General features: G+C 65.7%; 23 protein-coding genes. 9 read left to right on the plus strand and 14 right to left on the minus strand.

Annotation, left to right across the window (positions count from 1 at the left end):
- The first annotated feature begins 128 nt into the window (after positions 1 to 128).
- Both CEY08_RS01020 and CEY08_RS01025 read left to right on the plus strand, forming a co-directional pair.
- Positions 129 to 992, plus strand: coding sequence for a LysR family transcriptional regulator (locus tag CEY08_RS01020; protein ID WP_042796856.1), 864 nt, complete (start codon positions 129 to 131; stop codon positions 990 to 992).
- Positions 993 to 1,030: 38 nt separating this feature from the next.
- Positions 1,031 to 1,600, plus strand: a complete 570-nt coding sequence (locus tag CEY08_RS01025; protein WP_063961840.1) for a phosphonate degradation HD-domain oxygenase — start codon at positions 1,031 to 1,033, stop codon at positions 1,598 to 1,600.
- Here the strand turns inward: CEY08_RS01025 and CEY08_RS01030 are convergent.
- Positions 1,578 to 2,810: an MFS transporter gene (locus tag CEY08_RS01030; protein WP_164794424.1), complete on the minus strand. Its 1,233-nt coding sequence runs from the start codon at positions 2,808 to 2,810 to the stop codon at positions 1,578 to 1,580. The two genes, CEY08_RS01025 and CEY08_RS01030, sit on opposite strands and share 23 nt — an antisense overlap.
- A gap of 114 nt (positions 2,811 to 2,924) precedes the next feature.
- Between CEY08_RS01030 and CEY08_RS01035 the strand changes: the two genes are divergently transcribed.
- Complete coding sequence (locus CEY08_RS01035; RefSeq protein WP_076815627.1) at positions 2,925 to 3,851, plus strand: LysR family transcriptional regulator; 927 nt, start codon at positions 2,925 to 2,927, stop codon at positions 3,849 to 3,851.
- A gap of 34 nt (positions 3,852 to 3,885) precedes the next feature.
- On the opposite strand, the gene CEY08_RS01040 is transcribed toward CEY08_RS01035, so the two are convergent.
- Entirely contained in the window at positions 3,886 to 4,737 is an 852-nt protein-coding gene (locus tag CEY08_RS01040; protein ID WP_042792602.1) for a sulfurtransferase, read from the minus strand.
- A gap of 37 nt (positions 4,738 to 4,774) precedes the next feature.
- Positions 4,775 to 5,629, minus strand: coding sequence for a DMT family transporter (locus CEY08_RS01045; protein ID WP_042792601.1), 855 nt, complete (start codon positions 5,627 to 5,629; stop codon positions 4,775 to 4,777).
- A 152-nt stretch (positions 5,630 to 5,781) separates the two neighbouring features.
- Here CEY08_RS01045 and htpX point away from each other — a divergent pair, with 152 nt between their 5' ends.
- Positions 5,782 to 6,663: a protease HtpX gene (htpX, locus tag CEY08_RS01050; protein WP_042792599.1), complete on the plus strand. Its 882-nt coding sequence runs from the start codon at positions 5,782 to 5,784 to the stop codon at positions 6,661 to 6,663.
- 64 nt (positions 6,664 to 6,727) lie between these two features.
- Here htpX and CEY08_RS01055 read toward each other — a convergent pair whose 3' ends face one another.
- The gene (locus CEY08_RS01055) at positions 6,728 to 8,119 is read right to left on the minus strand and encodes an L-serine ammonia-lyase (RefSeq protein WP_042792598.1); all 1,392 of its coding nucleotides are present in this window, start codon (positions 8,117 to 8,119) and stop codon (positions 6,728 to 6,730) included.
- Between the two features lie 182 nt (positions 8,120 to 8,301).
- On the opposite strand from CEY08_RS01055, the gene CEY08_RS01060 reads away from it, so the two are divergent.
- Positions 8,302 to 9,963, plus strand: a complete 1,662-nt coding sequence (locus CEY08_RS01060) for a Na/Pi cotransporter family protein (RefSeq protein ID WP_042792597.1) — start codon at positions 8,302 to 8,304, stop codon at positions 9,961 to 9,963.
- Positions 9,964 to 10,040: 77 nt separating this feature from the next.
- On the opposite strand, the gene CEY08_RS01065 is transcribed toward CEY08_RS01060, so the two are convergent.
- The 3 genes from CEY08_RS01065 to polA form a co-directional block, all read right to left on the minus strand.
- Positions 10,041 to 10,829, minus strand: coding sequence for a dienelactone hydrolase family protein (locus CEY08_RS01065; protein WP_076817929.1), 789 nt, complete (start codon positions 10,827 to 10,829; stop codon positions 10,041 to 10,043).
- Positions 10,830 to 10,900: 71 nt separating this feature from the next.
- Positions 10,901 to 11,740, minus strand: coding sequence for a ZIP family metal transporter (locus tag CEY08_RS01070; RefSeq protein ID WP_042792596.1), 840 nt, complete (start codon positions 11,738 to 11,740; stop codon positions 10,901 to 10,903).
- Positions 11,741 to 11,850: 110 nt separating this feature from the next.
- A complete protein-coding gene (gene polA, locus CEY08_RS01075; protein ID WP_076815629.1) occupies positions 11,851 to 14,568 on the minus strand; it encodes a DNA polymerase I in 2,718 nt (905 codons plus the stop codon).
- Between polA and CEY08_RS01080 the strand changes: the two genes are divergently transcribed.
- Positions 14,567 to 15,259 (plus strand): LOG family protein, encoded by a 693-nt coding sequence (locus CEY08_RS01080; protein ID WP_446697862.1) that lies wholly within the window; start codon positions 14,567 to 14,569, stop codon positions 15,257 to 15,259. The genes polA and CEY08_RS01080 overlap by 2 nt on opposite strands.
- A 242-nt stretch (positions 15,260 to 15,501) precedes the next feature.
- On the opposite strand, the gene CEY08_RS01085 is transcribed toward CEY08_RS01080, so the two are convergent.
- Entirely contained in the window at positions 15,502 to 16,926 is a 1,425-nt protein-coding gene (locus CEY08_RS01085; protein WP_063961837.1) for a M20 family metallopeptidase, read from the minus strand.
- Positions 16,927 to 16,969: 43 nt separating this feature from the next.
- Entirely contained in the window at positions 16,970 to 17,953 is a 984-nt protein-coding gene (locus CEY08_RS01090; RefSeq protein WP_088607560.1) for a Bug family tripartite tricarboxylate transporter substrate binding protein, read from the minus strand.
- A gap of 127 nt (positions 17,954 to 18,080) precedes the next feature.
- On the opposite strand from CEY08_RS01090, the gene CEY08_RS01095 reads away from it, so the two are divergent.
- On the plus strand, positions 18,081 to 19,019 hold the full coding sequence (locus CEY08_RS01095; protein WP_088607561.1) for a LysR family transcriptional regulator: 939 nt from the start codon (positions 18,081 to 18,083) through the stop codon (positions 19,017 to 19,019).
- 37 nt (positions 19,020 to 19,056) lie between these two features.
- Here the strand turns inward: CEY08_RS01095 and CEY08_RS01100 are convergent, their stop codons facing one another.
- The 4 genes from CEY08_RS01100 to CEY08_RS01115 form a co-directional block, all read right to left on the minus strand.
- Entirely contained in the window at positions 19,057 to 19,845 is a 789-nt protein-coding gene (locus CEY08_RS01100; protein ID WP_042792590.1) for a 1,6-dihydroxycyclohexa-2,4-diene-1-carboxylate dehydrogenase, read from the minus strand.
- Positions 19,846 to 19,868: 23 nt separating this feature from the next.
- Entirely contained in the window at positions 19,869 to 21,215 is a 1,347-nt protein-coding gene (locus CEY08_RS01105) for an MFS transporter (protein WP_088607562.1), read from the minus strand.
- 118 nt (positions 21,216 to 21,333) lie between these two features.
- Positions 21,334 to 22,248 (minus strand): dioxygenase family protein, encoded by a 915-nt coding sequence (locus CEY08_RS01110; RefSeq protein WP_063961833.1) that lies wholly within the window; start codon positions 22,246 to 22,248, stop codon positions 21,334 to 21,336.
- A gap of 42 nt (positions 22,249 to 22,290) precedes the next feature.
- Entirely contained in the window at positions 22,291 to 23,529 is a 1,239-nt protein-coding gene (locus CEY08_RS01115; protein WP_076815633.1) for a muconate cycloisomerase family protein, read from the minus strand.
- Between the two features lie 163 nt (positions 23,530 to 23,692).
- Here CEY08_RS01115 and cynR point away from each other — a divergent pair, with 163 nt between their 5' ends.
- Positions 23,693 to 24,604 carry a transcriptional regulator CynR gene (gene cynR, locus CEY08_RS01120; RefSeq protein WP_063641682.1) on the plus strand — a complete coding sequence of 304 codons (912 nt, stop codon included), beginning with the start codon at positions 23,693 to 23,695 and terminating at the stop codon, positions 24,602 to 24,604.
- A gap of 45 nt (positions 24,605 to 24,649) precedes the next feature.
- Here cynR and CEY08_RS01125 read toward each other — a convergent pair whose 3' ends face one another.
- Positions 24,650 to 25,513 (minus strand): LysR family transcriptional regulator, encoded by an 864-nt coding sequence (locus CEY08_RS01125; RefSeq protein ID WP_076815635.1) that lies wholly within the window; start codon positions 25,511 to 25,513, stop codon positions 24,650 to 24,652.
- A gap of 108 nt (positions 25,514 to 25,621) precedes the next feature.
- Between CEY08_RS01125 and CEY08_RS01130 the strand changes: the two genes are divergently transcribed.
- Positions 25,622 to 26,014: a tautomerase family protein gene (locus tag CEY08_RS01130; RefSeq protein ID WP_042792586.1), complete on the plus strand. Its 393-nt coding sequence runs from the start codon at positions 25,622 to 25,624 to the stop codon at positions 26,012 to 26,014.
- Positions 26,015 to 26,066: the final 52 nt, after the last annotated feature.

Here is a 26,066-nt window from a genome sequence, read left to right on the forward strand (position 1 = left end):
CGAAGGCAGTATGGAAGACGCGTATTGAGTGTTTATGACACTTCGCGCAAATGCAGTAATAAAAACATCAAATTATTTTGGTGTACTGGCGGTCTTGCGCATTGCGCCCCTATTCCGCCCCCTGCACCGTGCTTGTCGCCGAACTCAAATCCTTCTACGCCGTGGCCCGCTGCGGCACCGTCACCAAGGCTGCCGCCCAATTGGGAGTCAGCCAGCCCACGGTGACGGGGCAATTGCGCCAGTTGGAGTCCCGCTACGGCGTCGAGCTGTTCCACCGCCAGGGCCGCGGCATGCGCCTGTCCGATGCCGGCCACAGCCTGATGCCGATGGTGGAAAAGCTGGTCCAGCAGGAAACCGAGATCGATTTCCGCCTGCGCGACGCCAGTGACTTGCGCGAGGGCAATCTGCGCATCGGCGCCACCGGCCCTTACTACATCATGGACACGGTGCGCGCCTACAACCAGCGCTACCCGGGTATCGATCTGACCCTGGCCATCGGCAACTCGCAGAGCATGCTGCAAGCGCTCCATGACTATCGGATCGAGATTGCCACGTCGTCTTTTCTGATGGATGACAAGCACCTGTACCGGCGCATGATCGCCGCCGACCCCATCCGTGTCGTAACGCACCGCGATCACCCTCTCGCGCGCCATGGTCGCCTCTGCCTGGCGGACCTGGCCGATCACGCGCTGCTGTTGCGCGAACCCGGCTCCATGACGCGGCAATTGACGGAGGACGCCTTGCTTGCGGCTGGCGTCAGCGTGCGCCGCACGCTGGAAATCGGCAGCCGCGAATCGATCCGCCAGGCCATTCTGTGCGGGCTGGGGATCAGCCTGATTCCCTCGCGCGAAATCCCGTCCCATCCCGATCTGGCGGCCCTGGACATCGAGGGCGCCGACATCGTGATGCACGAATACCTGTACTGCCTGCGCGAGCGCCAACCGGTGCAGCTTATCGCGCGCTTTCTGGAGATGGCGCCAGCCGCCGGCTGAGCGCCGCCCTCCCCTATGCGGCCACTCAGGAGACAACCATGGCCTTGACCTTGCAAGATATCGAGCAGATTTTCCTGGAGCGCGGGCACCGCTCCTATGACGGCGAATCCGTCAGTCATCTGCGACACGCGCTGCAGACCGCGGCGCTGGCCGAACGCCACGGCGCAAGCGCGCACTTGATCACCGCCAGCCTGCTGCATGACCTGGGCCACCTCATCGCCGACAGGCCGGGCACCCCTACGCTGCGCGGTATCGACGACAAACACCAGTATTTCGTGCTGCCCTTCCTGCGCGGCCTGTTCAGCTCGGCGGTGCTCGATCCGATCCGGCTGCATGTGGAGGCCAAGCGTTACCTCTGCTATGTGGAACCGCAATATGAAGCGTCGCTTTCGGAGGATTCGAAACGCAGCCTGGCGCTGCAGGGGGGCAGTTTCGATGCGAGCCAGGCGGTGGAATTCGCGAGCATGCCGGGCGCGCCGGATGCGATTCGCCTGAGGCGCTGGGACGACATGGCCAAGGTTCCCGGCCTGGCCACACCGCCCCTGGACCACTTCCTGGAGATCGCCGAGAGCGTCTCCGGGCGGGTCAAGCTGGCTGCCATTTGGTAGGGCTGGCGGGAAAGCCGTGCGTCCTGGCGGTCCAGACGACCGCCAGCGTCGCCGCCAGCAGAGCAAGCAGCGCCGGCACGAATGCGGCCACTCCCACGCGTTCGAGCAACGCGCCACCGACCACGCCGCCCGCGGCAATCGCCGTATTCCACGCGGTCACCAGCATGGACTGCGCAACGTCCGCGGCCTCGCCCGCCGTCTTGGCCAACGCAGTCTGGAACAGCGTCGGCGAGCCGCCGAACGCCACGCCCCAAGCGCCAACCGATAGATAAAGCATGGCCGGCATGCCGCCCCCGGTACCCAGCGCGAACGCGGCCAGGCCGAACAGCGCGATGCAGGCCAGGGTAAGCACCCGCAGATGGCGGTCGATCAGCGTCCCGACCACCCAAATGCCGACGAGGGAACTCAGTCCGAACACCAGCAGCACCAGCTCGGTGCTTGCGGCCATCCCTAGCGATGCCAGGAACGGCGCGATGTAGATATAGAGGATGTTGTGCGCCAGAACGAAAGCCAGCACCGCGAACAGCACCGGACGCACGCCGGGCAGCAGGAATACGCGTCGTAGCGGCAGTTGCCGGCCCCGGGCTTGTCCCGCGAAATCCGGCACCCGCAGGCGCACCCAGACCATCAGCATCAACGCCAATCCGCTCATGATGCCGAAGCCCGCGCGCCAGCCCCAAAGCGCACCCAGGAAGGTTCCGGCCGGCACGCCCAGCGACAGCGCCAGCGGCGCCCCCAGCATCGCCACAGCAATCGCCCGCCCCTGCTGGTGCGCGGGCACCATGCGGGCGGCGTAACCGGCCAGCAGCGCCCACAACAGCCCCGCCGACACGCCCGCCAGGAAGCGTGCAGCCAGCGTCAGCACATAGCCGGATGACAGCGCAGTCACGGTATTGGCCAACACGAATCCGGCAATAGCCATCAGCAGCAACGGCCGCCGCCGCACGCCCCGGGTGGCGGCGACCAGCGGGATCGCCGCCACCAGCGAGCCGATCGCATAGATAGTCACGGTCTGGCCGATACTGGCCTGGGATACGGCCAGGCCCTGCGCCATCTGCGGCAGCAGTCCGGCAGGCAGCGCCTCGGTCAGGATGGTGATGAAGCCCGCCATGGCCAGCGCCAGCAGCGAGCCCAGCGGCAGCCGGTCGCGAGGGGCTGCGGGATGCGCGTACGCAGTTTGCGGGCGCGGTGAATTCGTCGATTTCTTCATGTCAGGCATCTCGTTGAAGCTTGGTGCCGAGACGATAAAAGCCCCGCGATTAAAGAAAAAGTAGGCTACATTTCCTTCTTATGCTGAACCAAATGTCCGCAATCGAGGAAATAGATGGAAAGCCTCAATGGCTTTGTCGTGTTCGTACAGGTGGCAGAAACACGCAGCTTCGTGGCCGCAGGCCGACTTCTCGGCGTGTCGGCATCCGCTATTGGCAAGAGCGTGGCGCGGCTCGAGGACAAGCTGGGCGTGCGCCTGTTCCACCGGAGTACGCGCAGCGTCACGCTGACGGCCGAGGGCATCCTGTTCCTGGAGCGCTGCCGCCGCATCCTGGCCGAGATCGAGGCGGCCGAACTGGAACTGTCACACGCAGCCGCCGCCCCGAGAGGACGCTTGCGCGTCAGCCTGCCGCTGGTCAGCGGGCTGGTGCTGCCGGTGCTGGGCGAGTTCATGCGCGCCTATCCCGAAATCGAACTCGACCTGGACTTCACTGACCGCATGGTCGATGTCATCGAAGAAGGTTTCGACGCCGTGGTGCGCACGGGTGAACCCGCCGACTCCCGCCTGTCTGCACGCCGCCTGGGCACATTCCGAATTCTGCTGGTCGCCTCGCCCGCCTATCTAGCCAGCCGGGGCGCCCCCAAGGCGCCGGCCGACCTGCTGCATCACAGCTGCTTGCACTATCGCTTTCCCAGCAGCGGCAAGCTGGAGAGCTGGGGCGTGCGGCAAGGACCCGGCGAACCCGAACTGCAACTGCCTGTCTCCATGATCTGCAACAACATCGAGACACGCGCCTGCTTCGCGCTGCAAGGCCTGGGCATCGCCTACCTGCCGGACTTCGCCATCCGCGAACCCTTGGCGGATGGCAGCCTGGTGCAAGTCCTGGCGGGGCAAGTGGAACGCACTAACGTCTTTCACATGCTCTGGCCCGCCAGCAGGCAGCCGTCACCTAAAGTGCGGGCGCTGGTGGACTTTCTTGGAGCCAGGGTGTTCGCCGACGGCAATGCGCGAGCCGAGCCGGGCGGTCGAGGACGCCGATAAAAAAAGCCAGGGCATGCTCCCTGGCTTTGAGGACCTATGCGCCCTTGGCCACCGGGCGGGACGGGTCGCTGCACCATTCGCTCCAGGATCCCGGGTACAGCCGCGAACCAGAAAGGCCCGCGATCTCCATGGACAGCAGATTGTGGCAAGCCGTGATGCCGGACCCGCACTGGTGCACGATGGCCGCAGGATCTCGGCCGTCCAGCAGGCTGGCGAACTCCTCGCGCAACTGTTCGGCAGGCTTGAAACGGCCGTCGGGCTGGAGATTCTCGCCATTGGGGCGGTTCAGGGCGCCAGGGATATGGCCGGCCACCGGGTCCATGGGTTCGACTTCGCCGCGGTAACGGTTGGCCGCGCGCGCATCGATCACGGTAAACGCGGGGCGGGAGATATTCTCCAGCACCGTCCGGGCATCCACGGCAGCCGCCAGCGAGGGGCCGGGTTCGACCGGCTGGCCTGCGCGCACGGGGGCAGCCGGTACGGTCGTGGTGGGCAGCCCGGCCGCGGTCCATGCCTGCCAGCCGCCATCCAGCACGGCCACCTGATCGTGTCCCATCCAGCGCAGCATCCACCACAGGTGCGCCGCGTACATGCCGCCGCTGCCGTCATACGCCACCACCAGGGTCTGGGGCGTCACGCCGTGGGCAGCCATGAGCGCGGCCAGTTCGGCGCGCGAGGGCAACGGATGGCGGCCGTTCTTGCCGGTGCGGGCCGCGGACAGCTCGGTTTCATGGTCCAGGTAGCGCGCGCCGGGAATATGGCCGGCATCGTAAGCTTGGCGGCCCGCGGCGTGGTTGCTCAGATCGTGCCGCACATCGAACACGCGCACGTCGGGCGCGTCCAGGCGCTTGGCTAGGTCGGCGGCGGAAATCAGGGTCATCGTCATTCGGTGTGCTCCTGTGAGGGAAGGTGGCGACCGTGGATCAGGCCGGCTTGGGGTCGCGCATGGTGCGCCATATCGACAGCAGACCCGCGAAAATGATCAGGCCCATGCCGGCCCAGGCCAGGGCGTCCAGCTGTTCGCCCCAGAATCCCATGCCCAGCAGGGCCGCGAAGATGATGGTGCTGTACTGCAGCGCCGCCGTCAGCAGCGCCGAGCCCAGGCCGAAGGCGCGCGTCATGGCCAACTGACCGAACAGGCCCGACAGGCCCACGCCCAGCAGCGACAGGTAGCCCGTCCAATCGGCCTGGCCCCACCCTTCGAACGCCAGCCCGGCCAGGCTGGACACGCAAACCGCCACGGAGAAGAACAGCACCGTGCGCCATTCCGGTTCGCCGACCCGGCCCAATTGGCGGATCTGCATCATGGCGATGGCGGACATGGCGCCAGCGGTCATCCCCAACAGCGCGGCCAGCCACTGGTCCTCGTTGATGCTGGGGCGCAGCACCGCGATCACGCCCAGGAAACCCAATGCCACCGCCAGGATGCGCACGGGGTCGCGCTGCGCGCCGCCCCACCCCAGCATCCAACAGGCGATGAACAGCGGCGCCGTGTAGTTCAGGCTGGTGGCGGTGGCAAGGGGCAGATGGGCGATGGCGAAGAACCCCAGCCACATGGACGTGACGCCGGACAGGTTGCGCCACAGGTGGAGTTTCCAGCTGACGGGAATGATGGACTGGCGGCCGGCCCGGGCCCAGATCAGCAGCAGGATGACCGAGGGCAGTCCGCGAAAAAGCACGACTTGCGGCAACGAGGCGCCGTGCTCGGTGCCGAGTTTCACGAACGAACCCATGATGGCGAACATGGCGGACGCCAGCAACATCCAAAGTGCCTGCATGGGGGTCTACGCTAAGGGAAAAGTGAGGAGGAATAAGGGAAAGCGATACTATACTCTCCGTCACCGGAAGCGGCGCCGGCGAGTCGGGGAACTGGCGGGCCGCCGCGATGTCGAATCCCGGCATATCCTGCTCGCAGAGGAACACAAAAAACATGAAACGCATTGTCTTGTTCGTCCTGACCAACCTGGCCGTCATGCTCGTGCTGTCGGCCACGCTGCGCATCCTGGGCGTGGACCGCTACATCACCGCCAATGGCCTGAACCTGAATGCCTTGCTGATTTTTTCGGCGGTGGTGGGTTTCACGGGCGCGATCATCTCGCTCTTGATCAGCAAGCCCATGGCCAAATGGAGCACCGGCGCCCAGGTTCTGGACCCGAACTCGCCCCGCAACCAACGCGAAGCCTGGCTGGTCGACACCGTGCACCAGTTGGCCGACCGCGCCGGCATCGGCCGCCCGGAGGTCGCCATCTATGAAGGCGCCCCCAACGCATTTGCCACCGGCGCATTCAAGAACGACTCCCTCGTCGCCGTGTCGACCGGCCTGCTGGAAAGCATGAGCGAAGAAGAAGTCGCCGCCGTGCTGGCCCACGAAGTCGCCCACATCGCCAATGGCGACATGGTCACGCTGACCCTGATCCAGGGCGTGGTGAACACCTTTGTGGTGTTCCTCGCGCGCGTGGTCGGCTACTTCATCGACCGCGCCGTGTTCAAGAACGAACGCGGCATCGGCCCGGGCTACTACATCACCGTGCTGGTCTGTGAAATCATCTTCGGCGTCCTGGCCTCGATCATCGTGGCCTGGTTCTCGCGCCAGCGCGAATACCGCGCCGACGCCGGCTCGGCCCACCTGATGGGCGCCCGCGAACCCATGATCCGCGCATTGGCCCGCCTGGGCGGCCTGGAGCCGGGCGAACTGCCCAAGTCCTTCGAAGCCTCGGGCATCACCGGCAAGGGCGGCCTGGCCGCCATGTTCGCCTCGCACCCGCCGATTCCGGCCCGTATCGCCGCGCTGCAGAATGCGCGCGTGATCTAACCAGCCAGGCCCGCGGCAGGGCGGCCGGTTGCCTGGACGCCCTCCGCAAAGACAGCCGCGCCCTTCAGCACTCGACGATGTTCACCGCCAGGCCGCCGCGCGCGGTTTCCTTGTACTTGGTCTTCATGTCGGCGCCGGTTTCGCGCATGGTCTTGATGACGGAGTCCAGCGACACGTAGTGCTGGCCATCGCCCCGCAGCGCCATCCGCGCGGCGTTGACGGCCTTGATCGAGGCCATCGCATTGCGCTCGATACAGGGAATCTGGACCAGCCCGCCCACCGGGTCGCAGGTCAGGCCCAGATTGTGCTCCATCCCGATTTCTGCCGCGTTCTCGACCTGTTCGACCGTGCCGCCCAAGGCCGCCGCCAGGCCGCCCGCCGCCATCGAGCAGGCCACGCCGACCTCGCCCTGGCAGCCGACTTCGGCGCCCGACAATGAGGCGTTGTACTTGTACAGCAGCCCCACGGCGGCCGCGGTCAGCAGGAAATCACGCACCCCGTCGCGATTGGACCCGGGCACGAAACGGTCGTAGTAGTGCAGCACGGCCGGGATAATGCCGGCGGCGCCGTTGGTCGGCGCCGTCACCACGCGGCCGCCGGCTGCATTTTCTTCGTTGACCGCCATGGCGTACAGATTGACCCAGTCCATGACGGACAAGGGATCGGACAAGGTGCGTTCGGCCCGCTGGGTCAGGTTGCGGTACAGCTCGGGAGCGCGGCGGCGCACGCGCAACGGGCCGGGCAGTTCGCCGTCGGCTTCGGGGTAATTGATGCCGCAACCGCGCGACACGCAGTCCTGCATGACTTGCCAGATGCGGTCCAGCCCGGCGTGCACCTCGGCCTCGTCGCGCCAGGTCAGTTCATTCTTCATCATCAGCTGCGCCACCGACAGGCCGCTTTCGCTGCACATGGCCATCAGCTCGCGGCCCATGCGGAACGGATACGGCAGTTGATCGTGCGCTGCGATGACCTGGCTGTTGGAGGCGCCAGCCGTCACTACGAAACCGCCGCCCACCGACAGATAGCGGGCTTCGCGCAGCGATGCCCCGTCGGCGTCAAAAGCATGAAACTTCATGCCGTTAGGATGCTCCGCCATGGCTTCGCGGCGGTAGAACATCAGGTGTTCCTTTTCCACGAAAGGAACCGGATAGCGCCCCAGCAGCGGCAATTGGCGGCTGGCGCGCACCGACGCGATCATGCCGGCAATGGCGGCGGGATCCACGGTGTCGGGCGCTTCGCCCATCAAACCCAGCAATACCCCCTTGTCGGTGCCGTGGCCCTTGCCCGTGGCGCCCAGCGATCCGTAGAGCTCGGCGCGCACGGAGGCCACACTGGGCATGAGTCCGTCACGCTCCAGGCCTTGCGCGAACAACAGGGCAGCCCGCATGGGCCCCACCGTATGGGAGCTAGACGGACCTATGCCTATCTTGAACAGGTCGAAAACGGAAACGGCCACGCAAAACTCCAGTACATCAGCGATTGATGGGGCAATGATACGCGCAGGCCAGCCCGCGCGCAGCTAGCCTCCTGTTGCGTAAGGCGTATGCTGTATTGAAGGGACAGGTTCCCCCGCCCGTGCCGCGCATGCGATCATTACAGAATTATTTCTTGTCATAAAAAGAATGGAAACACGCCAGGATGTCCGGACTTATTACCCTGCTTGACTTCGCCGGCTACGTCGCCCTGCTCCTGTGGGGCGTGCACATGGTCCAGACAGGCGTGCAACGCGCCTTTGGGGCCGCGCTCGGCGCGGCATTGGGCAAGGCCCTGGGCACCCGGCTGCGGGCCTTCGCCGCAGGGCTGGGCATTACCGCCGCGCTGCAGAGCAGCACCGCCACGGGCCTGATGATCACCGGTTTCGCGGCGGGTGGCGTCGTCGGGCTGGCGCCGGCCCTGGCCGCCATGCTGGGCGCCAATGTCGGCACCACGCTCATCGTCCAACTGCTGTCCTTTGACTTGACCTCGCTCGCCCCCATCCTGATCCTCGTGGGGGTCTGGATGTTCCGCCGCTATCCGCCGGGCCGCACGCGCGACCTGGGCCGCGTCTTCATCGGCCTGGGGCTGCTGCTGCTGTCCCTGCATCAGCTGGTCGAGTTGTTCCAGCCCTTCCAGACCGCGCCCATGCTGGGCATGATCCTGGACGCGCTGGCGACCCAGCCGGTGGCCACCGTGCTGCTGGCGGCTGCCTTCACCTGGGCCGCGCACTCCAGCGTGGCCGTAGTGGTGCTGGTCATGTCGCTGGCAAGCCATCACATGGTGGCCCCGCATGTTGCTTTTGCCCTGGTACTGGGGGCCAACCTGGGCACCGCCATCAATCCCATGATCGAAGGCGTAACCGGCGATGACCCCGCTGCCCGCCGCTTGCCGCTGGGCAACCTCCTGACCCGGGTGCTGGGCGTGCTGGCCGGCCTGATGCTGCTGCCCTATCTGCAGCCGATGATGAGCGAACTGGCGGCGGACCCGGCCCGCGCCGTGGCCAATTTCCACACGCTGTTCAACGCGGTCATCGCGCTGGTGTTCCTGCCGCTGCTGACACCCTATGCCGCCCTGCTGACACGCTGGCTGCCCAAGCGCGCCGACCCGAACGACCCGTCGCGTCCCCAGTACCTGGACGAGTGGGCCCACGACGTGCCCGCCGTGGCCCTGGGCAACGCCGCACGCGAAGCATTGCGCATGGCCGACATGCTGCAAACCCTGCTGCTCTATGCCCGCGCCGGCTTCAAGCGCGACAACCGCCACCGCATGGTGCAGGCGCGGCAGCTCGACGTCGCGCTGGACAAACTGGAGAACGCCATCACGACCTACCTGGCCACGCTGGACCAGGAGAACATGACCCGTGAAGACGTGCAGCGCCTGGACGACATCCTGGCCTTCACCAGCAATATCGGCCATGCCGGCGACATTGCCCACCACGGCCTGCTCAGCCACGTGGCCAAGCTGCGCAAGCAGGGCTGGGTCTTCTCGCCCGAGCAGCGTGCCAGCCTGGACGACACGCTGGGCCAGCTGATCGCGAACCAGCGCACGGCCGCGGCCCTGTTCGTCAACGACGACCTGCGCCAGGCCCGCGCGCTGGCGGGTGAAAAGGCCCGCTTCCGCTCGATCGAAACCAATGCCGCGGACACGCACTTGCAGAAAATCAAGGGCGGCGAAGTCGACGCCGCCGAGGTGGGCGCGCTCTACCTGGACATCCTGCGCGACATGAAGGGCATCAATTCCCATCTGGTCGGCGCAGCGGCCTACCCCCTGCTGGCGCGGCACGGCGAACTGCTGCCCAGCCGCTTGCGTGAAGCGGGGAACTGAGCAGAACGAAAAAGCCGACCTTATGTGGTCGGCTTTTTTCACCGCGCTCCCGGGCAGCTTTCGCTGCGCCCCGGATCCTACAAATAACGCTTGAACCACTCAAGCATGCGCTTCCAGCCATCCTGCGCGGCCTCGGCCTTGTAGCTGGCGCGATAGTCCGCCAGGAAGGCGTGGTCGGCTTCGGGATACACCACGATTTCCGAACGCCGCGCGTTGTCGTTGCCGGCGGCCAACTTGGCTTTCATGGTCTCGACGTCGGCCAAAGGAATGCTGGCGTCCTTGCCGCCATACAGGCCCAGCACCGGCGCATGCAACGCATTGACCACGTCGAAGGCGAAGCGCTTGATCAGCGGCCCGTGGCCGACGCTCAATTTGCCGTACCAGGCCACGGCCGCTTTGACGTCGGGATTGTGCGCGGCGTACATCCAGGTCAGGCGGCCGCCCCAGCAGAAACCCGTCACCGCCACCCGCTTGGGATCGCCGCCGTGCGCGGCCGCCCAGGCGACGCTGGCATCGAGGTCGGCATAGACCTGTTCATCCGGCACCTTGCTGACCAGTTCGGCGATAAGTTTCGGGATGTCGGTATAGACCGAAGCATCGCCCTGGCGTTCATAGAGATTGGCGGCCACGGCGAGATAGCCCGCCTTGGCGACCCGGCGGCACAGATCCTTGATGTGCTCGTGCACGCCGAAGATTTCCTGGACCACCAGCACGATGGGCAGGTCGCCCTTTCCTTCGGGCGCGGCGTAATAGGCATCGATCGAACCATCGGCCACGGGCAGTTTGAAATCCCCGTGGACCAGGCCCCGGGTGTCCGTGTGGATCACGGTGGGCGCGACATTGCCGGCTGCGGCGGAAAAACTCATGAAGAACTCCTGTGTAGGGATGATCAACCAAGCCGGATATCCCACCAGCGCCTGCATGGCCCCGGCCGGTCTCAATGCCGGTGCGTATGCTCCACTTGCGGCGCGCCATGGCCAACTTCGGCCCCATGGTCATGCCCATGGTGCATCACCGTGGTGACGCTGTAGATCAGCACCACGCCCACGCCGACCAGCAGCAACTGCGGGACGGCGTCGGCCAGGGATACCCGTTCGTGCATCTGCGGCATCAGGTCGGCCACCGAGATATACAGGAAGCTGCTTGCCGCAACCACCAGCACATACGGCACCCATTGCTGCGCCTGCTGCAGCACAAAGTACCCTATTATGCCGCCCACGGCTGAACACAAGCTGGTGAAGAGAATCAGGGAGAACGCGCGGCGCCGCGCCAGGCCTGCATTGAGCAGCACCACGAAGTCGCCCAGCTTGTGCGGCACTTCGTGGATGATGATGGACGCCGCAGTCAATACGCCCAGCAGCGGATCGGTCAGGAAAGCCGCAGCCACCAGCACGCCGTCGCACAGGTTGTGCAGCGAGCTGCCTATCAGGATCAGCACGCCGCCCCGGCCCGCCTCATGGCGGTCATGTCCCTTGTGATGGTGATGACCATCGCCTTCGTGATGATGGCTGTGCCGCAGCAGCGCAATTTTCTCCAGCACGAAAAAACCGATCAGCGACGCCAGCATCAAGCCGAAAAGCACGTGGGCATCGGCCACGCCGGTCTCGAACGCCTCGGGCAGCAGATGCAGCAGGGCGACGGACAGCAGCACGCCCACCGACAGGCTGACCATGTGGTGCAGATATTGCGCGAAGACCTTGTAGGCCAGCCAGCTGGCGACAAGTACGGCGATAAGCCCGCCGGTGACGGTGGCGAGCAAAACCCAGAGCAGCAACATTTGGGGGACGTGTTTAAGGCGGGGAAGCGCAACATTATATTGTTGCAATACCAAAAACGGAAATGGGCCGCGCGCGGCGGCCCATCCCTCTGTACGGCAGGCCCCCGTGCCTAGTGAGCCTGCTCCCAGTTCTTGCCCATGCCCACTTCGGCCACCAGCGGTACGCGCAGCGTGGCGACATTGCACATCAGGCGCGGCAACGCTTCCTTGACCAGTTCCAGTTCGGAGTCCGGCGCCTCGAGCACCAGTTCATCGTGCACCTGCATGATCATGCGCGTCTGCAGGTTTTCGGCTTCCAGCCAGTCCTGCACCGCCACCATGGCCATCTTGATCAGGTCGGCCGCCGTGCCCTGCATGGGCGCATTGATGGCCGCGCGCTCGGCTGCCTGGCGGCGCGGACCGGATGCGCCGCGGATCTCGGGCAATTGCAACCGGCGTCCGAAGACGGTTTCCACGTATCCCTGTTCGCGCGCGCGGCGGCGGGTGTCCTCCATGTACATCGCCACGCCGGGATAGCGGGCGAAGTAACGGTCGATGTAGGCCTGCGCGGCGTCGCGCGTGATGCCCAGGTTCGATGCCAGCCCGAACACGCCCATGCCGTAGATGAGGCCGAAGTTGATGGCCTTGGCGGCGCGGCGCTGTTCGGTGGAGACATCGGCCAGCGCAACGCCGAACACTTCCGAGGCCGTGGCGCGGTGAATGTCCTCGCCGGCGGCAAAGGCGCGCTGCAGATTGGCGTCGTCCGACACGTGCGCCATGATGCGCAGTTCAATCTGGGAATAGTCCGCCGACATCAGCATGCCCTGCTCGGCGATGAAGGCCTCGCGCACCCGCCTGCCGGCTTCGGTGCGCACCGGAATGTTTTGCAGATTGGGATCGGACGATGCCAGACGACCGGTGATCACCGCCGCCTGCGAATAGTGCGTGTGCACTCGGCCCGTGTCCGGATTGATCATGCGCGGCAGCTTGTCGGTGTAAGTCGACTTCAGCTTGGACAGCCCGCGGTATTCCAAGAGGACCTGCGGCAATGGGTAATCCTGCGCCAGCTTGCTCAGCACTTCTTCGTCGGTGGACGGCGCGCCGCTGGCCGTCTTGCGCACCACCGGCAGCTGCATGCGGCCAAACAGGATCTCGCCCAACTGCTTGGGCGAATTCAGGTTGAACGGCTGGCCGGCCAACTCATAGGCCTTTTGTTCGAGCTGCAGCATTTCCTGGCCCAGCTTGTGGCTCTGGCGTCCCAGCTCGGCCGCATCCACCTTGACGCCATTGCGCTCGATCGTGGTCAGCACGGTGGATACCTGCATTTCCAGCAGATAGATGCAGTTCAGGCCTTCGTCGGCCGCCACCATCGGGCGCAGCACCTGATGCAGCTGCAAGGTGAAGTCCGAGTCTTCAGCGGCATAGTGGCCGGCCTTGTCCACCGCGACTTCATCAAAGCCGATCTGCTTGGCCCCCTTGCCGCAGAGGTCCTCGTAGGACACGCCGCTGCGGCCCAGATAGCGCTGGGCCAGGTCATTCAGGCCCACGCCGCGATGCGATTCCAGCACATAGGCCTGCAGCATCGTGTCTTCGGTGATGCCGCCCAGCTTGATCCCTTCGTTGGCGAACACGTGCGCGTCGTACTTGGCATGATGCAGCAGCTTGGCCCGCGAGGCGTCCTCGAGCCAGGGCTTCAGGCGCGCCAGAACCTCGGCCTTGGGCAGTTGCGGCGCGTTGTCGGGGCCGCGATGCGCCACCGGGATGTAGCATGCCACGCCTGGCGATACCGCCAGCGACATGCCCACCATCCTGGCTTGCATTTCATCCAGCGAGGTGGTCTCGGTGTCCACCGCAACGAGCGGCGCGTCCTTCAGTTTTTCCATCCAGGCGTCAAACGCGGCCCAATCGGAAATGATCTGGTAGTCCAGCTCCGTGGGCGCGGCCGGAGCCTCGTGCGCGACGCGCGCGTCGCCCGTGGGCACGCGCTCGGCATCACCGGTCAAATCGCGCAGCCAGGTACGAAAGCCGTAACGTTCATAGAGTTCGGTCAGCGTGGCAACGTCGCGTTCACGTGGCGTGAGGTCGGCGACACCGTCGACGTGGCCTGCCAGGTCACAGTCGTACTTCACGGTCAGCAATTGGCGGGTCATCGGGAAATTCGGAATGGCCTCGCGCAGGTTGCTGCCCGCCACGCCCTTGATGCTTTCCGCGCCTTCCACCAGCTTGTCAATCGAGCCAAATTCCGTAAGCCATTTGACGGCGGTCTTCGGGCCCACCTTGGTTACCCCGGGCACATTGTCCACGGCGTCCCCGACCAACATCAGGTAATCCACGATGCGGTCCGGCGGAACGCCGAACTTGTTGACCACGCCGGCCTCGTCCAGCACTTCGCCCGTCATGGTGTTGACCAGGGTGACGTGGCTGTTGACCAGTTGCGCCAGATCCTTGTCGCCGGTGGACACGATGGTGTGCACGTCATGCTCGGCCGCGCGCTTGGCCAGGGTGCCGATCACGTCATCGGCCTCGACGCCTTCTATGGCCAGCACCGGCCAGCCAAGCGCGCGCACGGCGCGATGGATGGGCTCGATCTGCGCCGCCAGGTCTTCCGGCATGGGGGGGCGGTGGGACTTGTATTCCGGGTAGATATCGTCCCGGAAGGTCTTGCCGCGAGCATCGAAAATACATGCGGCATACTCTGCCTTATGATCAGAGACAAGTTTGCGCAGCATATTCACCACGCCGTAGAGCGCCCCCGTGGGTTCGCCTTGCGCGTTGCGCAAATCAGGCATAGCGTGGAAAGCGCGGTACAAGTAACTTGAACCGTCGACCAGTAATAAGGTTTTTTTCATGGTTACAAAGGCAGATATGGCAATAGCTGCGGAAACACCCGCCAACAAACAAATTCCGCTGATTATGTCAGAGATACGGACGGCGGCAGACAAGCTCGCGAACATCGGGCCTGCTGTCAGCGTCTTCGGCAGTGCGCGAGTCAGCCGTAATTCCCCTCACTATGAAACCACCGTCGCAATCTCCGCCGCCCTGGCCGATGCGGGTTTCGCGGTAATCGCCGGCGGCGGTCCCGGCATCATGGAGGCAGCCAATAAGGGCGCATTCGAGGCAGGGGGCACCAGCATCGGGCTGAACATCAGTCTCCCGCATGAAGCGCACAACAACGAATACCAGACCATCAGCCTGTCATTCGAGTATTTTTTCTCGCGCAAGGCAACCTTCTTCATGCACAGCTTCGCCTATGTGGCGATGCCTGGCGGTTTCGGCACCCTGGATGAGCTCTTCGAAGCGCTGACGCTCATCCAGACGGGCAAGGTCCCGCCCGCCCCCATCGTGCTGGTGGGCAGCGAGTACTGGTCCGGCCTGGTCGAGTGGCTGGGAGGCCAGGTACTGGCCAACGGCATGATAGGCGCGCACGACCTGGACCTCTTCATCATTGAAGACGATCCCGTCAAGGTGGTGCGCAAGGTCGTGGAATTCCACGCCAAGGTGCATTCGGACGCGCAATACGCGCCATCCCTGCCCGCTTGATGTCAACCGGGGCGGCCTTGCGCCGCCCCCTCGGGGGGCAGCAAGCGCGCAACACGCGCGCGGCGTGGGGGCTCGCGCCGCCGCCAGGCCGCCCTAAGGCGGCGCCGCCCCCTCGGGGGGCAGCAAGCGCGCAACACGCGCGCGGCGTGGGGGCTCGCGCCGCCGCCAGGCCGCCCTAAGGCGGCGCCGCCCCCTCGGGGGGCAGCAAGCGCGCAACGCGCGCGCGGCGTGGGGGCCTTATCCTATTTGCGCATGAACGAAGGCAGCACGTCCGCCGGAATCGGGCAGACATACGGCTGCCCGCGGCGCGTTTCCGTCAGTTCCGCCTTGGCGCGGGCCAGCGCCTCGGGCTGCGTATACAGGTCCGCGGCGGTCGCCGCGATGATCTTGGCCGCGTGCACCATGCCCTTGTGCGCCATGGACATCTTGCCCTGCGCCACCATCTGCCAGGAATGGAACGGCGTGCCGTAGGCATAGCAGGCGCCCCAGCATTGCGCGGTGGGCGCGACCCAGCTCACGTCGCCCACGTCGGTGGAACCGTAGGTGATCTCGGTCTTGCCTGGTTCGTAAGGCGCCACGCCGGTGAACAGCGGCGTCGGATTACGCAATACCGCACCGAGGTTCTTCCCGGCGTTGTCGATATCGTCCGCGGAAATCGCGTCCCACATGCGGCGCGCGGCCTGCTGTTCGCCAGTGGTGTACTGCGGCCCCTGCAACGCCAGCATGTTGTCGTACATGATCTGGTTGAGTACGCCATTGGGAATGTAGTTCGAGCACGCCTTGTCGAATACGATTTCCAGTTCGCAGCCCGTCATCAGCGCGGCGCCGCGCGCCACGTTCTGCACGCGCTCGTACAGTTCCGCGGCTTGCGAATTGATGGGTGCGCGCACCAGATACAACACCTCGGCCCGCGCCTGCACGACGTTGGGTGAAATGCCGCCGCTATTGGTCACCGCATAGTGCACGCGCGCATCCGGCACCATGTGTTCGCGCAGATAGTTAACCCCCACGTTCATCAGTTCCACCGCGTCCAGCGCGCTGCGGCCCAGATGCGGCGAATTGGCGGCATGCGCGGCCACGCCGCGGAAGCGGAAATAGGCCTGGATGTTGGCCAGCGAGGACTGATGGAAGATCCCCGTGTGCGATGCCGGGTGCCAGGTCAGCGCCGCGTCCAGATCGTCGAACAGCCCTGCACGCGCCATGAAAGTCTTGCCCGAGCCCCCCTCTTCCGCGGGACAGCCGTAGAAGCGGATGGTACCGGGCAGGCCGTTGGCCTCGAGGAACTCCTTCACCGCCACCGCGGCGAAATGCGCAGCCGTGCCCAGCAGATGATGGCCGCAGCCATGGCCATTGCCGTTCGGCGTTTCCGGTGACGGCTGGCAGGCGTACGCACCGCTTTCCTGGCTCAGGCCGGACAGCGCGTCGTACTCGCCCAGGATGCCGATCACGGGTCCGCCGTTGCCGGCCTCGGCCACGAAAGCGGTGGGAATGCCAGCGGCATCGCGCGTGACGCGAAAACCGGCTTCCTCCAGCATCGCGATGTGCAACTCGGCGGACTTGTGTTCGTCGTAGCGCAGTTCGGCCAGGCTCCAGATGCGGTCGCTCAGTTCCGCGTAGCGCTCGCTGCGCGCGTCAATGAACGGCGCAAGTTTGTCGATGGCACCCATTGTTTCTCCTGTGGCTGGTGTGGCGGGGAAAAAACCGGTCAGGTCACTCGTCGAGCTTGATGCCGGCAGTTTCAATGATTTTGCGATTGGCGGCCAGCGTCTGCGCGATGCGGTCGGCGAACGCCTGGGGCGTGCCCGCGTCCGGCTGCGCGCCCATGCCGGCCAGGCGCTGCACCAGAGCCGGATCGGCCAGTGCGCGCACGGCGGCCTGGTTCAGGCGCTGGACCACGGCCTCCGGTGTTCCCGCGGGCGCGACCAGGCCGAACCAGGTCTGGCCCAGCGCGTTGAGCTGCGGATACCCTAGTTCCGTCATGGTCGGAAGTTCCGGCATGTCGGGCAGCCGGGCTGGCGCGGACACCGCGATGGCACGGAGCTTGCCGGCCTTGACCAGCGATTGCGCCGATGCGTACTGGTCCTGCTGCACCTGCACTTCGCCGCCCACGGCGGCAGTCAGCGCCGGCCCCATGCCGCGGTACGGCACGTGCAACACATCGACCTTCAGGTCGGCGTTCATGGCCGCCAGGTTCAAATGGCCGAGCGACCCCACGCCGGGCGAGCCATAGGAGTACTTTCCGGGATGGGCGCGCAGTTCCGCCAGGAATTGCGCGAAGTCCTGCGCGGGAAACGCCGGATTCACCATCCATACGACCGGCACCGTGGCCACGGATGCCACGGGCGCCAACTGCGTCTGCGGATCGACGCGCTTGGTGCCATACAGCAGGGGATTCACCGCCATGGTGCTGACCGTGGCCATGCCCAGCGTATAGCCGTCCGGCTCGGCCCGAGCTACCGCCTCGGTACCGAGCAGCCCCCCCGCGCCAGCGCGATTCTCCACCACCACGCTCTGGCCCAGCTCCTTGCGCAGGCCCTCTGCCACCGCGCGGGCCAGGGCGTCCGTGGAGCCGCCGGGCGCAAATGGCACGATGAGCCGCACGGGCTGGGAAGGATAGTCGCCCTGGGCGGCGGCCAAGGACGAAGCGCTCAAAGTTACGGCGCAAACAAGGGCATGCAGCAAACGGGACTTCATGGACCAGCCACTCCTGGGAACGGAAGCGATGAACGGGATCGCTGCATTGTGGCCAGGGCATATCCTTATTTCAAATATATTAATGCGTGGATATATTCGCATTTTGAATAGCTATTTTTCCCGTGCCATGGACGTCGCCCCCGCCACCCTGTTGTCGCGCCTGCTGGCCAAGGGCCGCCTGCGCCACTTGCAATTGCTGGCCAGCATTGCGGACCTGGGCAGCATCCAACAGGCGGCCAGCCATATCGGCCTGAGCCAGCCTGCGGCGACTCACGCGCTGGCCGATATCGAGGATCTGCTGGAGGTCCGGCTGTTCGAACGCCACGCCCGCGGCATGCGCACCACGCGTAGCGGCCAGCTCATGGCGGAGTGCGCCCGGAGCATGCTGACGACACTGCGCGCGTCCACCGATACGGTTGCGGCGCTGCGCCAGGGCGCTACCGGCAGCCTGCGCCTGGGCGCCATCCCGGCCGCCACCGGGGGGCTGCTGGCCGAACGCCTGCCCGCCTACATGAAGGCGCGCCCGGGCTTGCAGGTGGAGATCGTGGAAGGAAGCCGGGAACAACTGCTGCCTCAGGCGGCCGGTGGCAGCCTGGACATGCTGCTATGCCGGCGTCCGGAGGCGGTCCCGGCGGGCCTGGAATTCGTGGCGTTGCAGGAAGACAGGGCGGTGATCGTAGCCGCCGCGGGCCACCCGCTGCTGGATCCCGGCGGCACGCCTACGCTGGCGCAAGTCACCTCCCAGCTCTGGATCGAGCCGCGTCCGGAACTGGCGATCCATGCGGTGTTCAAGGCCTTTTTCGAACGCGCCGGCGTACTGCCCCGGCTATGCAGGCTGAGCAGCGCCGCCCCGCCCATGCCCTTGCTCATCGCCATCATGCAGGCCCAGGAAGCGCTGGCGATGGTGCCGCAAACCCTGGCCAACTGGTATGTGCAGCATGGCCATTTCCAGCGAGTGCCCATCGAATCGCCGGGCTCGTTCCAACCCATCGGTGCAATCGCGCGTGAACAGGGTCCGGGCCGTGATTTCCTGGATTGGCTGGCCGCGAACCGCCAGGCCGGCTGAGCCTGCACCGGTCGGTTCGAAACGGCCGCGCGCCTGCTCAGCCGATATCCCCTCCAGCCACGTACATGATCTGTCCGGTGATGTAGGAGGCCTCAGGCGCGGCCATGAAGCAGATCGCCGCGGCGACTTCCTCGGCCTGGCCCAGTCGGTCCTGCGGCGTGTCCCGCAGGCACGACGCGTACATCTCGCCCACCCATGCGGTCTCCTGCTCGGACGGCGTCTCATGATTGCGCGGGATCGCGCGCACGCCATTGTCCAGCGCGCCGGGCGACACGCAGTTGACGCGCACGCCGGATTTCGCAAGCTCCAACGCCATGCAGACAGTGGCGGCATGCACGCCGCCCTTGGACGCCGAATATGGCACGCGGTAGATGCCCCGCGTAGCATTGGAACCCACGTTGACGATGGCGCCCGCGCCTTGGGCCCGCATCACCGGTATGACTTCGCGGCAGGACCACAGCGTGGGCCACAGCGAACGATTGACTTCGCGCTGCATCTGCTCGGGCGTGTACTCCCAGAAGGGCCGGGTCCAGATCGTGCCGCCGACGTTATGCACGGATACGTCGATCCGGCCGTTGATTTCCAGCGCTGCCCGCACCATGGACTGCGCGCCCTCATGGGTTTCCAGATCCGCCTGCACGAAGCGGGCCTGTCCGCCCGCAGCCCGGATTTCCTCGGCCACCGCAGCGCCCTGCTCCTCTGCCCGGTCCACGATCACGACGTGTGCGCCTTCGGCCGCCAGGCGTCTCGCCGTTGCCCGGCCGACGCCTTGGGCGGCGCCCGTGACCAGGGCCACCTGGCCCTTGAAACGTTGTTGTGTATTCATGTTTGCATCGTCCTTGCAGATAATCAGTGCGCCGCCGAAAGCGCGCCGTCTGGCCGCGCGTGCGCCAGCTTGAGGCTCAGCACCGCAAGGGCCGCGACCGCCAGGGGCACCGCCAGCGCCATGAAGAATCCCGACGGTCCGCCCCAGGCCAGGAACGTGCCGCCGATGGCCGAACCCGCGATCGCACCCGCGCGTCCCATGCCGATAGCCCAGCCGGTCGCCGTGGCGCGCAGCGCGGTGGGATACGCGCCCACGATCAGATAGTTCAGCGCGATCTGCTGTCCGCCTATGCCCAGCCCCGCGGCGCCGACCAGGATGAAGACCAGCGTCCAGTTGTCGCCGGCATAGCTCAAGCCGACGGCCACTGCGATGCCCAACGCGAACATCCCGCCCAGCAAGCGCCGGGTGTTGACGCGCGGCAGCACGAAGGACAGCGGAATCGCGCAGATGATGAAGACGGCATTAACGATGACCGTGCCCATGGGAGCCTGTTCAGCGGGCAGGCCGGCGGCCTTGAGCACCGTGGGCAGCCAGGACAACAACATGAACCAGGCCACCCAGTTCAACAGGTACACCGCCCAGATCGCCACGGTCTTGCCGCCGTGCCCGCCGGAGAACAACGCGCCGACGCTGGCCTTGGCGACGGATTCCTCAGGCACGGTGAACTGCGTGTCGGCGTCCAGCTTGCGGCGCGATATTGTCGAGAGTATTCGCGCGATGTAGCGCTGGCTTTCCGGGTCTCGCCGAGTGGCCTTGAAGTACAGGGACTCGGGCAGCATGAGGGCGGCGACGGCCAGCAGGACCAAGGGCGCCAGGCCGCCCACCACGAAGATGCCTTCCCAGCCGATGACGGGCAACATGCGCGCGGCGAGCAGCCCTCCCAGCATGGCGCCCGCGGGCAGGCCCAACAACACGCCGGTCATGATGGCGCCACGCAGCCGGGCCGGGCCGTACTCGGCCGCCAGCGCCAGCAGCACGGGCGTGCAGCCGCCCATGCCCAGCCCGGCAATGAAGCGCAGCACGAGGATGTGGGTCGTATCGGTGGCCCAGGCCGTGGCCAGCGTGGACAGGCCGAACAGAGCCAGGCCAAGCATGATGGCCGGCCGGCGGCCGATGCGATCGCCGATCAGGCCCAGGGTCATGGCACCCACCGTCATGCCGACGATACCGGCGGTCAGGATGGGTGCCAACGCGCCTGCCTTCAGATCGAAAGCGGCCAGGATGGCCGGGCCGGTGAAGGCGATCGCCTGCGTATCGAATCCGTCGAACAGCGCGATAAGAAAGCACAGGATCAGCACGCGCCATTGAAAGGCGCCCAGTCGCTCCTGATCGATCAGCGTCGGAATCGACCAGCTGGAAGTAGCGGTCATGATGGTTGTCTCCATGGCGCGGCCGAACCCGGCCTCGCGCCTGCGGGTTGTTATGAGGTGTCAGGGGAAAATGGCGGCGCCGCGAACGGGCGCCGCCCAGGCAGTGATCAGAGCGTAATCAGGCGGTGGCGCGGTCCATGCGGGCTTGCGGGCGGGCCTCGTCGGCGTCCAGCGCCGGCTGCAGCACAAAGTCGAAACAGACGCGTGTGAAAGGGGCGTCCACGCCCAGGCTCTCATAGCCGGCGGGCGGCGTGTCCGGCTGCAGTTCGACCACCAGTCCATCGCGCGTGGCGAAGGCGAAGTCATCGTCCAGGAAGGTGTCGCCCGGGATGTTGACCTGCGTGGTCAGGGTTCGCAGGCCTTCGGCCGCCACCAGAAAGTGGATATGGGCCGGCCGGTTGCCATGGCGGCCCAGGGCCTCGAACAGTTCGGACGTGGGGCTGTTCGGCGGAATCGCGTAGCCCGGCGGAATGAAGCTGCGGAAGCGATAGCGGCCCTGCGCGTCGGTCCTGATCTTGCGGCGCAGGTGATAGTCCTCCTGGTCGGGATCGAAGTGCGAATAGCGCCCCAGCTCGTTGGCATGCCAGACATCGACGAGCGCGCCGGCGACAGGCTTGCCGTCCACGTCGCGTACCTGCCCTTCCATGACCAGCACGGTGCCCTGCGCGGGATCCTCGTCCAGGCGTGCCTGGCCGTCCGAGAGCGGCGCGCCGGCAATGTAGAGCGGCCCCTCAATCGCGCGCGGCGTGCCGGCGGCGCGGCCAGCGGCCACGTCGGCCTCTTCCTCGCGGATGTCGATCAGGCGGTCAAAGCCCAGGCCGGCCGTGATCAGGCCGAGCTGGCCGCTGGCGCCCAGGCGTGCAAGCCAATCCACGCCAGCCCAGAATTCATCGGGTTTGATGTCGAGGTCATCGATCGCACGGAACAGGTCCGACACAATGCGCTGCGTGATCTGCCGCACTCGTTCGTCGCCCGGATTGACTTGGGAGCTGTTGACCAGATCCAGTAGTTGTTGCTGGGTGTATTCAGCCATGATGCGTCTCCTGCATTTTTGAATGATCGGGAAGATGGTGGGTCAGGTTGCGGCGGGCTCGCCGCTGCGGCCGAAGTCGACCGTCGTCGGCGTCAGGCCTGCCCTGGCGCGGTCAAAACGGTCCAGCCGCTTTTCGTCCACGACGACGCCGAAGCCTGGGCCGTCGGGCAATTGGAGTTCGAAGTCGCGCACGGCCATGGGTTGCTCGACGATGTCATCGACCAGCAGTTGCGGGCCGAACAGTTCGCACCCGTGGTGCTGGTCGGAAAGCGTGGCAAACACGTGTGCGGAAGCCGCGCTTCCCAGCGAGGTCTCCAGCATGGTTCCGCCGTACCAGCCGATGCCGGCGGCTTGCGCCACGGCTGCGACTTCGCGCGTGCGCAGCAGGCCGCCGTGCTTGGCCACTTTCAGGGAAAACACGTGGCAAGCGCGCTGCGACGCCAGCATGAATGCGTCTTGCGCCGAACATACGGTTTCGTCCGCCATGATCAGCGCGGCAGCGCCCAGCGACTGCGTCGCCTCGCGCAAAGCCTGCACGTCCCACTTGGCCACCGGCTGTTCGATCAACGTCACCCCCGCCTCCACCAGTTGCGGCAGATAGCGGCGGGCGGTGTTGCCGTCCCAGGCCTGGTTGACGTCAACTGTCATATCGGCGCGGCCATCCAGGCCGCGCGCGATGCGGGTCACGTGCGCCACGTCATCCGCCGGGCTGCGCGCGCCGATCTTGAGCTTGAACAAGCGATGGCGGCGCGACTGCATCATCTTTTCGGCCTCGTCCAGGTCGCGCTGCGAATCACCGCTGGCTAGCGTCCAGGCGAGCGGCAGACGCTCGATCCGCTTGCCGCCCAGCAATTGCCAGGCCGGCACGCCGAGGCTGCGCGCCACCGCGTCCACCAGCGCCATCTCGACCGCGCTCTTGGCGAAGGTATTGCCTTTGCAGACCGTCTCGAAGCGGGCGATGTGATCGGCGAACCTGCGGGCGTCGGCGCCGGCCACCGCCGGAGCAAGGTATTGCTGGATCGCGTGCAGAATGGACTCGGGCGATTCTTCGTTCCACGACGGCCCGCCTATAGTGGCTGCTTCGCCATAGCCGCAAGCGCCGTTGGCGAGCCAGAGCTGCACGATGACCGGACTTTGCCGGTTAATGGCGCCGAAGGAAAACTTGTGCGGCCGGATGGTCGGAATGTCGACGATCCGCGCGTGGATGCGGTCGATGCGCCACGAGGCATCGCTTTGCGTAAGCGGCGTCCGTGCCGGCGCCTGGGTCGAAACGGGTGTCATAAAACCTGAAGCCCTGCCATGAATGATGCAGGCAAGATTAGGGCTCGGCCGGTTTTGCATCCAATGATTTATATTGCATTAATTGTTCGATATCATCGAATGATAAATCGCCAATCATCGACCGCCCCGGCCGGGCCGCGCGGCTTTACTCCTGGAGTTTCCGATGGAATTGCGTCAGCTACGCTACTTCCTCAGCGTTGCCGAAACCGAGCACCTGACCCGTGCGGCCGACGCGCTGCACGTCACGCAATCCACCCTCTCCCACGGACTGCGCCAACTGGAAGAAGAATTGGGCATGCCCTTGTTCGACCGCATAGGCAGAGGGTTGCGCCTGTCGCAGGCGGGCCGCGTCCTGAGGGATCACGCCAGCCGCGCGCTGCAGGAAATCGAGGCCGGGAAAATGGCCCTCGCGGACCTGGCTGGGCTGCAGGCCGGGTCCCTCACCATAGGCGTCATCCCAACCTTCCTGACCCATTTCGTGCCGGACGCGGTGGCCTCGTTCAGCCTGGCCTTTCCGAAGGTCCAGATCCACGTCCGCGATCTGCGGGCCGGTCCCATCGAAGATTTGCTGGTCAGCGGCCAGCTGGACCTGGGCATTTCATTCCATCCCGCGATGCGCGAGGAAATCGAGGCACAGCCCCTGTTCGACGAACGCCTGCGCGTAGTGGTTGGCAAGCAGCACCCGCTGGCATCTCGGCGCAGCCTGCGCATGCGCGACCTGGCTGGCGTGCCGCTGGCGTTGTTGCCGCGCAGTTTCGCGACGCGCCGCATGATAGACGCGGCCTGCGCCACGGCGGGGCTGGCGCCGGAAGTCCGTGTAGAAATGGAATCGGTGGACGCCCTGATCCACCTGTGCCGGCAAGGAGAACTGGCTACCATCGCCGCCGAGCATGCGGCCGGCGCCGCCGGCTCGGAATTGAAGAGCATCGCCCTCACCGACCCTACCACCGTGCGCCGCGCAGCCATCCTGTGGCGCAAGGAAGCATCGCGCAGTCGGGCAGCGCAGGAGTTTGCCGCGCGGCTGCTGAACGCTGTGCAACGCCTGCCGGGCGCCGCGGCCGCGCCGCGCGCCTGACAGGCCGCGCGCGGGAAGGCCGCGATCACGGTGCCGATTTCGCGCCTAGCCCAGTGCCTTGACGATAGCGGCGCGCGCCAGGCCAATGAACTCGCTTTCGCCCGGCCGTGCCGGCAACAGGCGGAATTCCGCCATCGGCAAAGCTGGCAGGCCGGGCGCGCGCAGGCGGACCATGCCGGGCGCCATCGCGGATTCATTCAGGCATGCCACGCCCAGCCCCGCCGCCACGGCCAGCTGCAAACCGGCCACGCCAGACGCGACATGCGCCACCGAATACGGCACGTCGCGGCGTGACAGCAGGCGCTCCACATACTGGCGCAAGGCGCAAGTTTCCGGCAACACCAGCAAGGGCAGGACATCCTCGACCGGCGGGGCGGCATCCTGCGCCGCCATCCACATCAAGGGTTCCCGCCGCAACAGCGCCCCATGCGCCCTGCCCCGCGCGGCGCCGCGCTCCATGATGCGCATGGAAATACCGACGTCGATCTCGCCGCGTTCGTAGGCCGTCTCGATCGCGCCGCTCTTCATGATGGTGACGTGCAGCCGCACCTGGGGATACTGCTCGTTGAGCCGGCGCAGCATGCGCGCCACGTCGCCGGGACGGAAATAGTCCGTGATGCATAGCCGCAATTGGCCGCGCAAGGCCACGCCGCGCAGATCCCGATAGGCCTCGTCGCTCAGGGCAAGGATTGCCCGCGCGTGGCTCAGCAATCGTTCACCCGCCGGGGTGGCGATCACGCCGGCCTTGCCGCGCAACAGCAACGGCTGCCCCGCCCGCTCTTCCAGTTTGCGCATCTGTTCACTGACGGACGACTGCGACAGGAAGACCTTGGGCGCCGCCGCCGTGAGGCTCCCCGCCTCCACCACTGCCACCAGCGTGCGCAACTGGTCCAGGTCGAATCCGGACATGGCTTATCCAACGGAATTATCGATGGATTAAATCGTAAATTCCCGCTTTTCCGATGTCAAACCAGCCCCTAGACTGATTTCGTCCTCTCACACAACAGGAGTTTCGCCATGCCTCATATCGTCGTTCACCTGTCCGGCCAATCCGATGACGCCATCAACCGCCGCGTGGTGCAGGCCGTGGCTGGCCTGACCCAATCCGTACTGGGCAAGCAACTGCCCGTCATCGCAATCACCTTGCAACACATCCCCCATGATCGCTGGTTCATTGGTGGCCGCCCGCTGTCCGAACTGGGACAAAATGCCTTTCACCTGGACATCAGCGTCACCGATGAAACCAATACCAAGGCCGAGAAGGCGCGTTACATCAAGGAGATCTATGCAGCGTTCCAGGAAATTCTGGGTGAACTGCACGATTGCTCGTACGTCCACGTGATCGACGCGCGAGCGGCTGCCTATGGATATGGCGGACGAACACAGGAATACCGGCACCAGCACGGATAGTCCCGCCTGGCGAAAAAAAAACCGCAGCCCGTAGGCTGCGGTTTCTCGTGCA

The sequence above is a fragment of the Achromobacter insolitus genome (genome assembly GCF_002209555.1).
Classification (GTDB): Bacteria; Pseudomonadota; Gammaproteobacteria; order Burkholderiales; family Burkholderiaceae_B; genus Achromobacter; species Achromobacter insolitus.

What these genes read in the sequence shown, in the direction of transcription:
- CEY08_RS01025 (WP_063961840.1), top strand. Translation starts at nt 1,031, where the DNA reads ATGGCCTTGACCTTGCAAGATATCGAGCAGATTTTCCTGGAGCGCGGG.
- CEY08_RS01030 (WP_164794424.1), bottom strand. Translation starts at nt 2,810, where the DNA reads ATGAAGAAATCGACGAATTCACCGCGCCCGCAAACTGCGTACGCGCAT.
- CEY08_RS01035 (WP_076815627.1), top strand. Translation starts at nt 2,925, where the DNA reads ATGGAAAGCCTCAATGGCTTTGTCGTGTTCGTACAGGTGGCAGAAACA.
- CEY08_RS01040 (WP_042792602.1), bottom strand. Translation starts at nt 4,737, where the DNA reads ATGACGATGACCCTGATTTCCGCCGCCGACCTAGCCAAGCGCCTGGAC.
- CEY08_RS01045 (WP_042792601.1), bottom strand. Translation starts at nt 5,629, where the DNA reads ATGCAGGCACTTTGGATGTTGCTGGCGTCCGCCATGTTCGCCATCATG.
- htpX (WP_042792599.1), top strand. Translation starts at nt 5,782, where the DNA reads ATGAAACGCATTGTCTTGTTCGTCCTGACCAACCTGGCCGTCATGCTC.
- CEY08_RS01060 (WP_042792597.1), top strand. Translation starts at nt 8,302, where the DNA reads ATGTCCGGACTTATTACCCTGCTTGACTTCGCCGGCTACGTCGCCCTG.
- CEY08_RS01065 (WP_076817929.1), bottom strand. Translation starts at nt 10,829, where the DNA reads ATGAGTTTTTCCGCCGCAGCCGGCAATGTCGCGCCCACCGTGATCCAC.
- CEY08_RS01070 (WP_042792596.1), bottom strand. Translation starts at nt 11,740, where the DNA reads ATGTTGCTGCTCTGGGTTTTGCTCGCCACCGTCACCGGCGGGCTTATC.
- CEY08_RS01080 (WP_446697862.1), top strand. Translation starts at nt 14,567, where the DNA reads ATGGTTACAAAGGCAGATATGGCAATAGCTGCGGAAACACCCGCCAAC.
- polA (WP_076815629.1), bottom strand. Translation starts at nt 14,568, where the DNA reads ATGAAAAAAACCTTATTACTGGTCGACGGTTCAAGTTACTTGTACCGC.
- CEY08_RS01085 (WP_063961837.1), bottom strand. Translation starts at nt 16,926, where the DNA reads ATGGGTGCCATCGACAAACTTGCGCCGTTCATTGACGCGCGCAGCGAG.
- CEY08_RS01090 (WP_088607560.1), bottom strand. Translation starts at nt 17,953, where the DNA reads ATGAAGTCCCGTTTGCTGCATGCCCTTGTTTGCGCCGTAACTTTGAGC.
- CEY08_RS01095 (WP_088607561.1), top strand. Translation starts at nt 18,081, where the DNA reads ATGGACGTCGCCCCCGCCACCCTGTTGTCGCGCCTGCTGGCCAAGGGC.
- CEY08_RS01100 (WP_042792590.1), bottom strand. Translation starts at nt 19,845, where the DNA reads ATGAATACACAACAACGTTTCAAGGGCCAGGTGGCCCTGGTCACGGGC.
- CEY08_RS01105 (WP_088607562.1), bottom strand. Translation starts at nt 21,215, where the DNA reads ATGACCGCTACTTCCAGCTGGTCGATTCCGACGCTGATCGATCAGGAG.
- CEY08_RS01110 (WP_063961833.1), bottom strand. Translation starts at nt 22,248, where the DNA reads ATGGCTGAATACACCCAGCAACAACTACTGGATCTGGTCAACAGCTCC.
- CEY08_RS01115 (WP_076815633.1), bottom strand. Translation starts at nt 23,529, where the DNA reads ATGACACCCGTTTCGACCCAGGCGCCGGCACGGACGCCGCTTACGCAA.
- cynR (WP_063641682.1), top strand. Translation starts at nt 23,693, where the DNA reads ATGGAATTGCGTCAGCTACGCTACTTCCTCAGCGTTGCCGAAACCGAG.
- CEY08_RS01125 (WP_076815635.1), bottom strand. Translation starts at nt 25,513, where the DNA reads ATGTCCGGATTCGACCTGGACCAGTTGCGCACGCTGGTGGCAGTGGTG.
- CEY08_RS01130 (WP_042792586.1), top strand. Translation starts at nt 25,622, where the DNA reads ATGCCTCATATCGTCGTTCACCTGTCCGGCCAATCCGATGACGCCATC.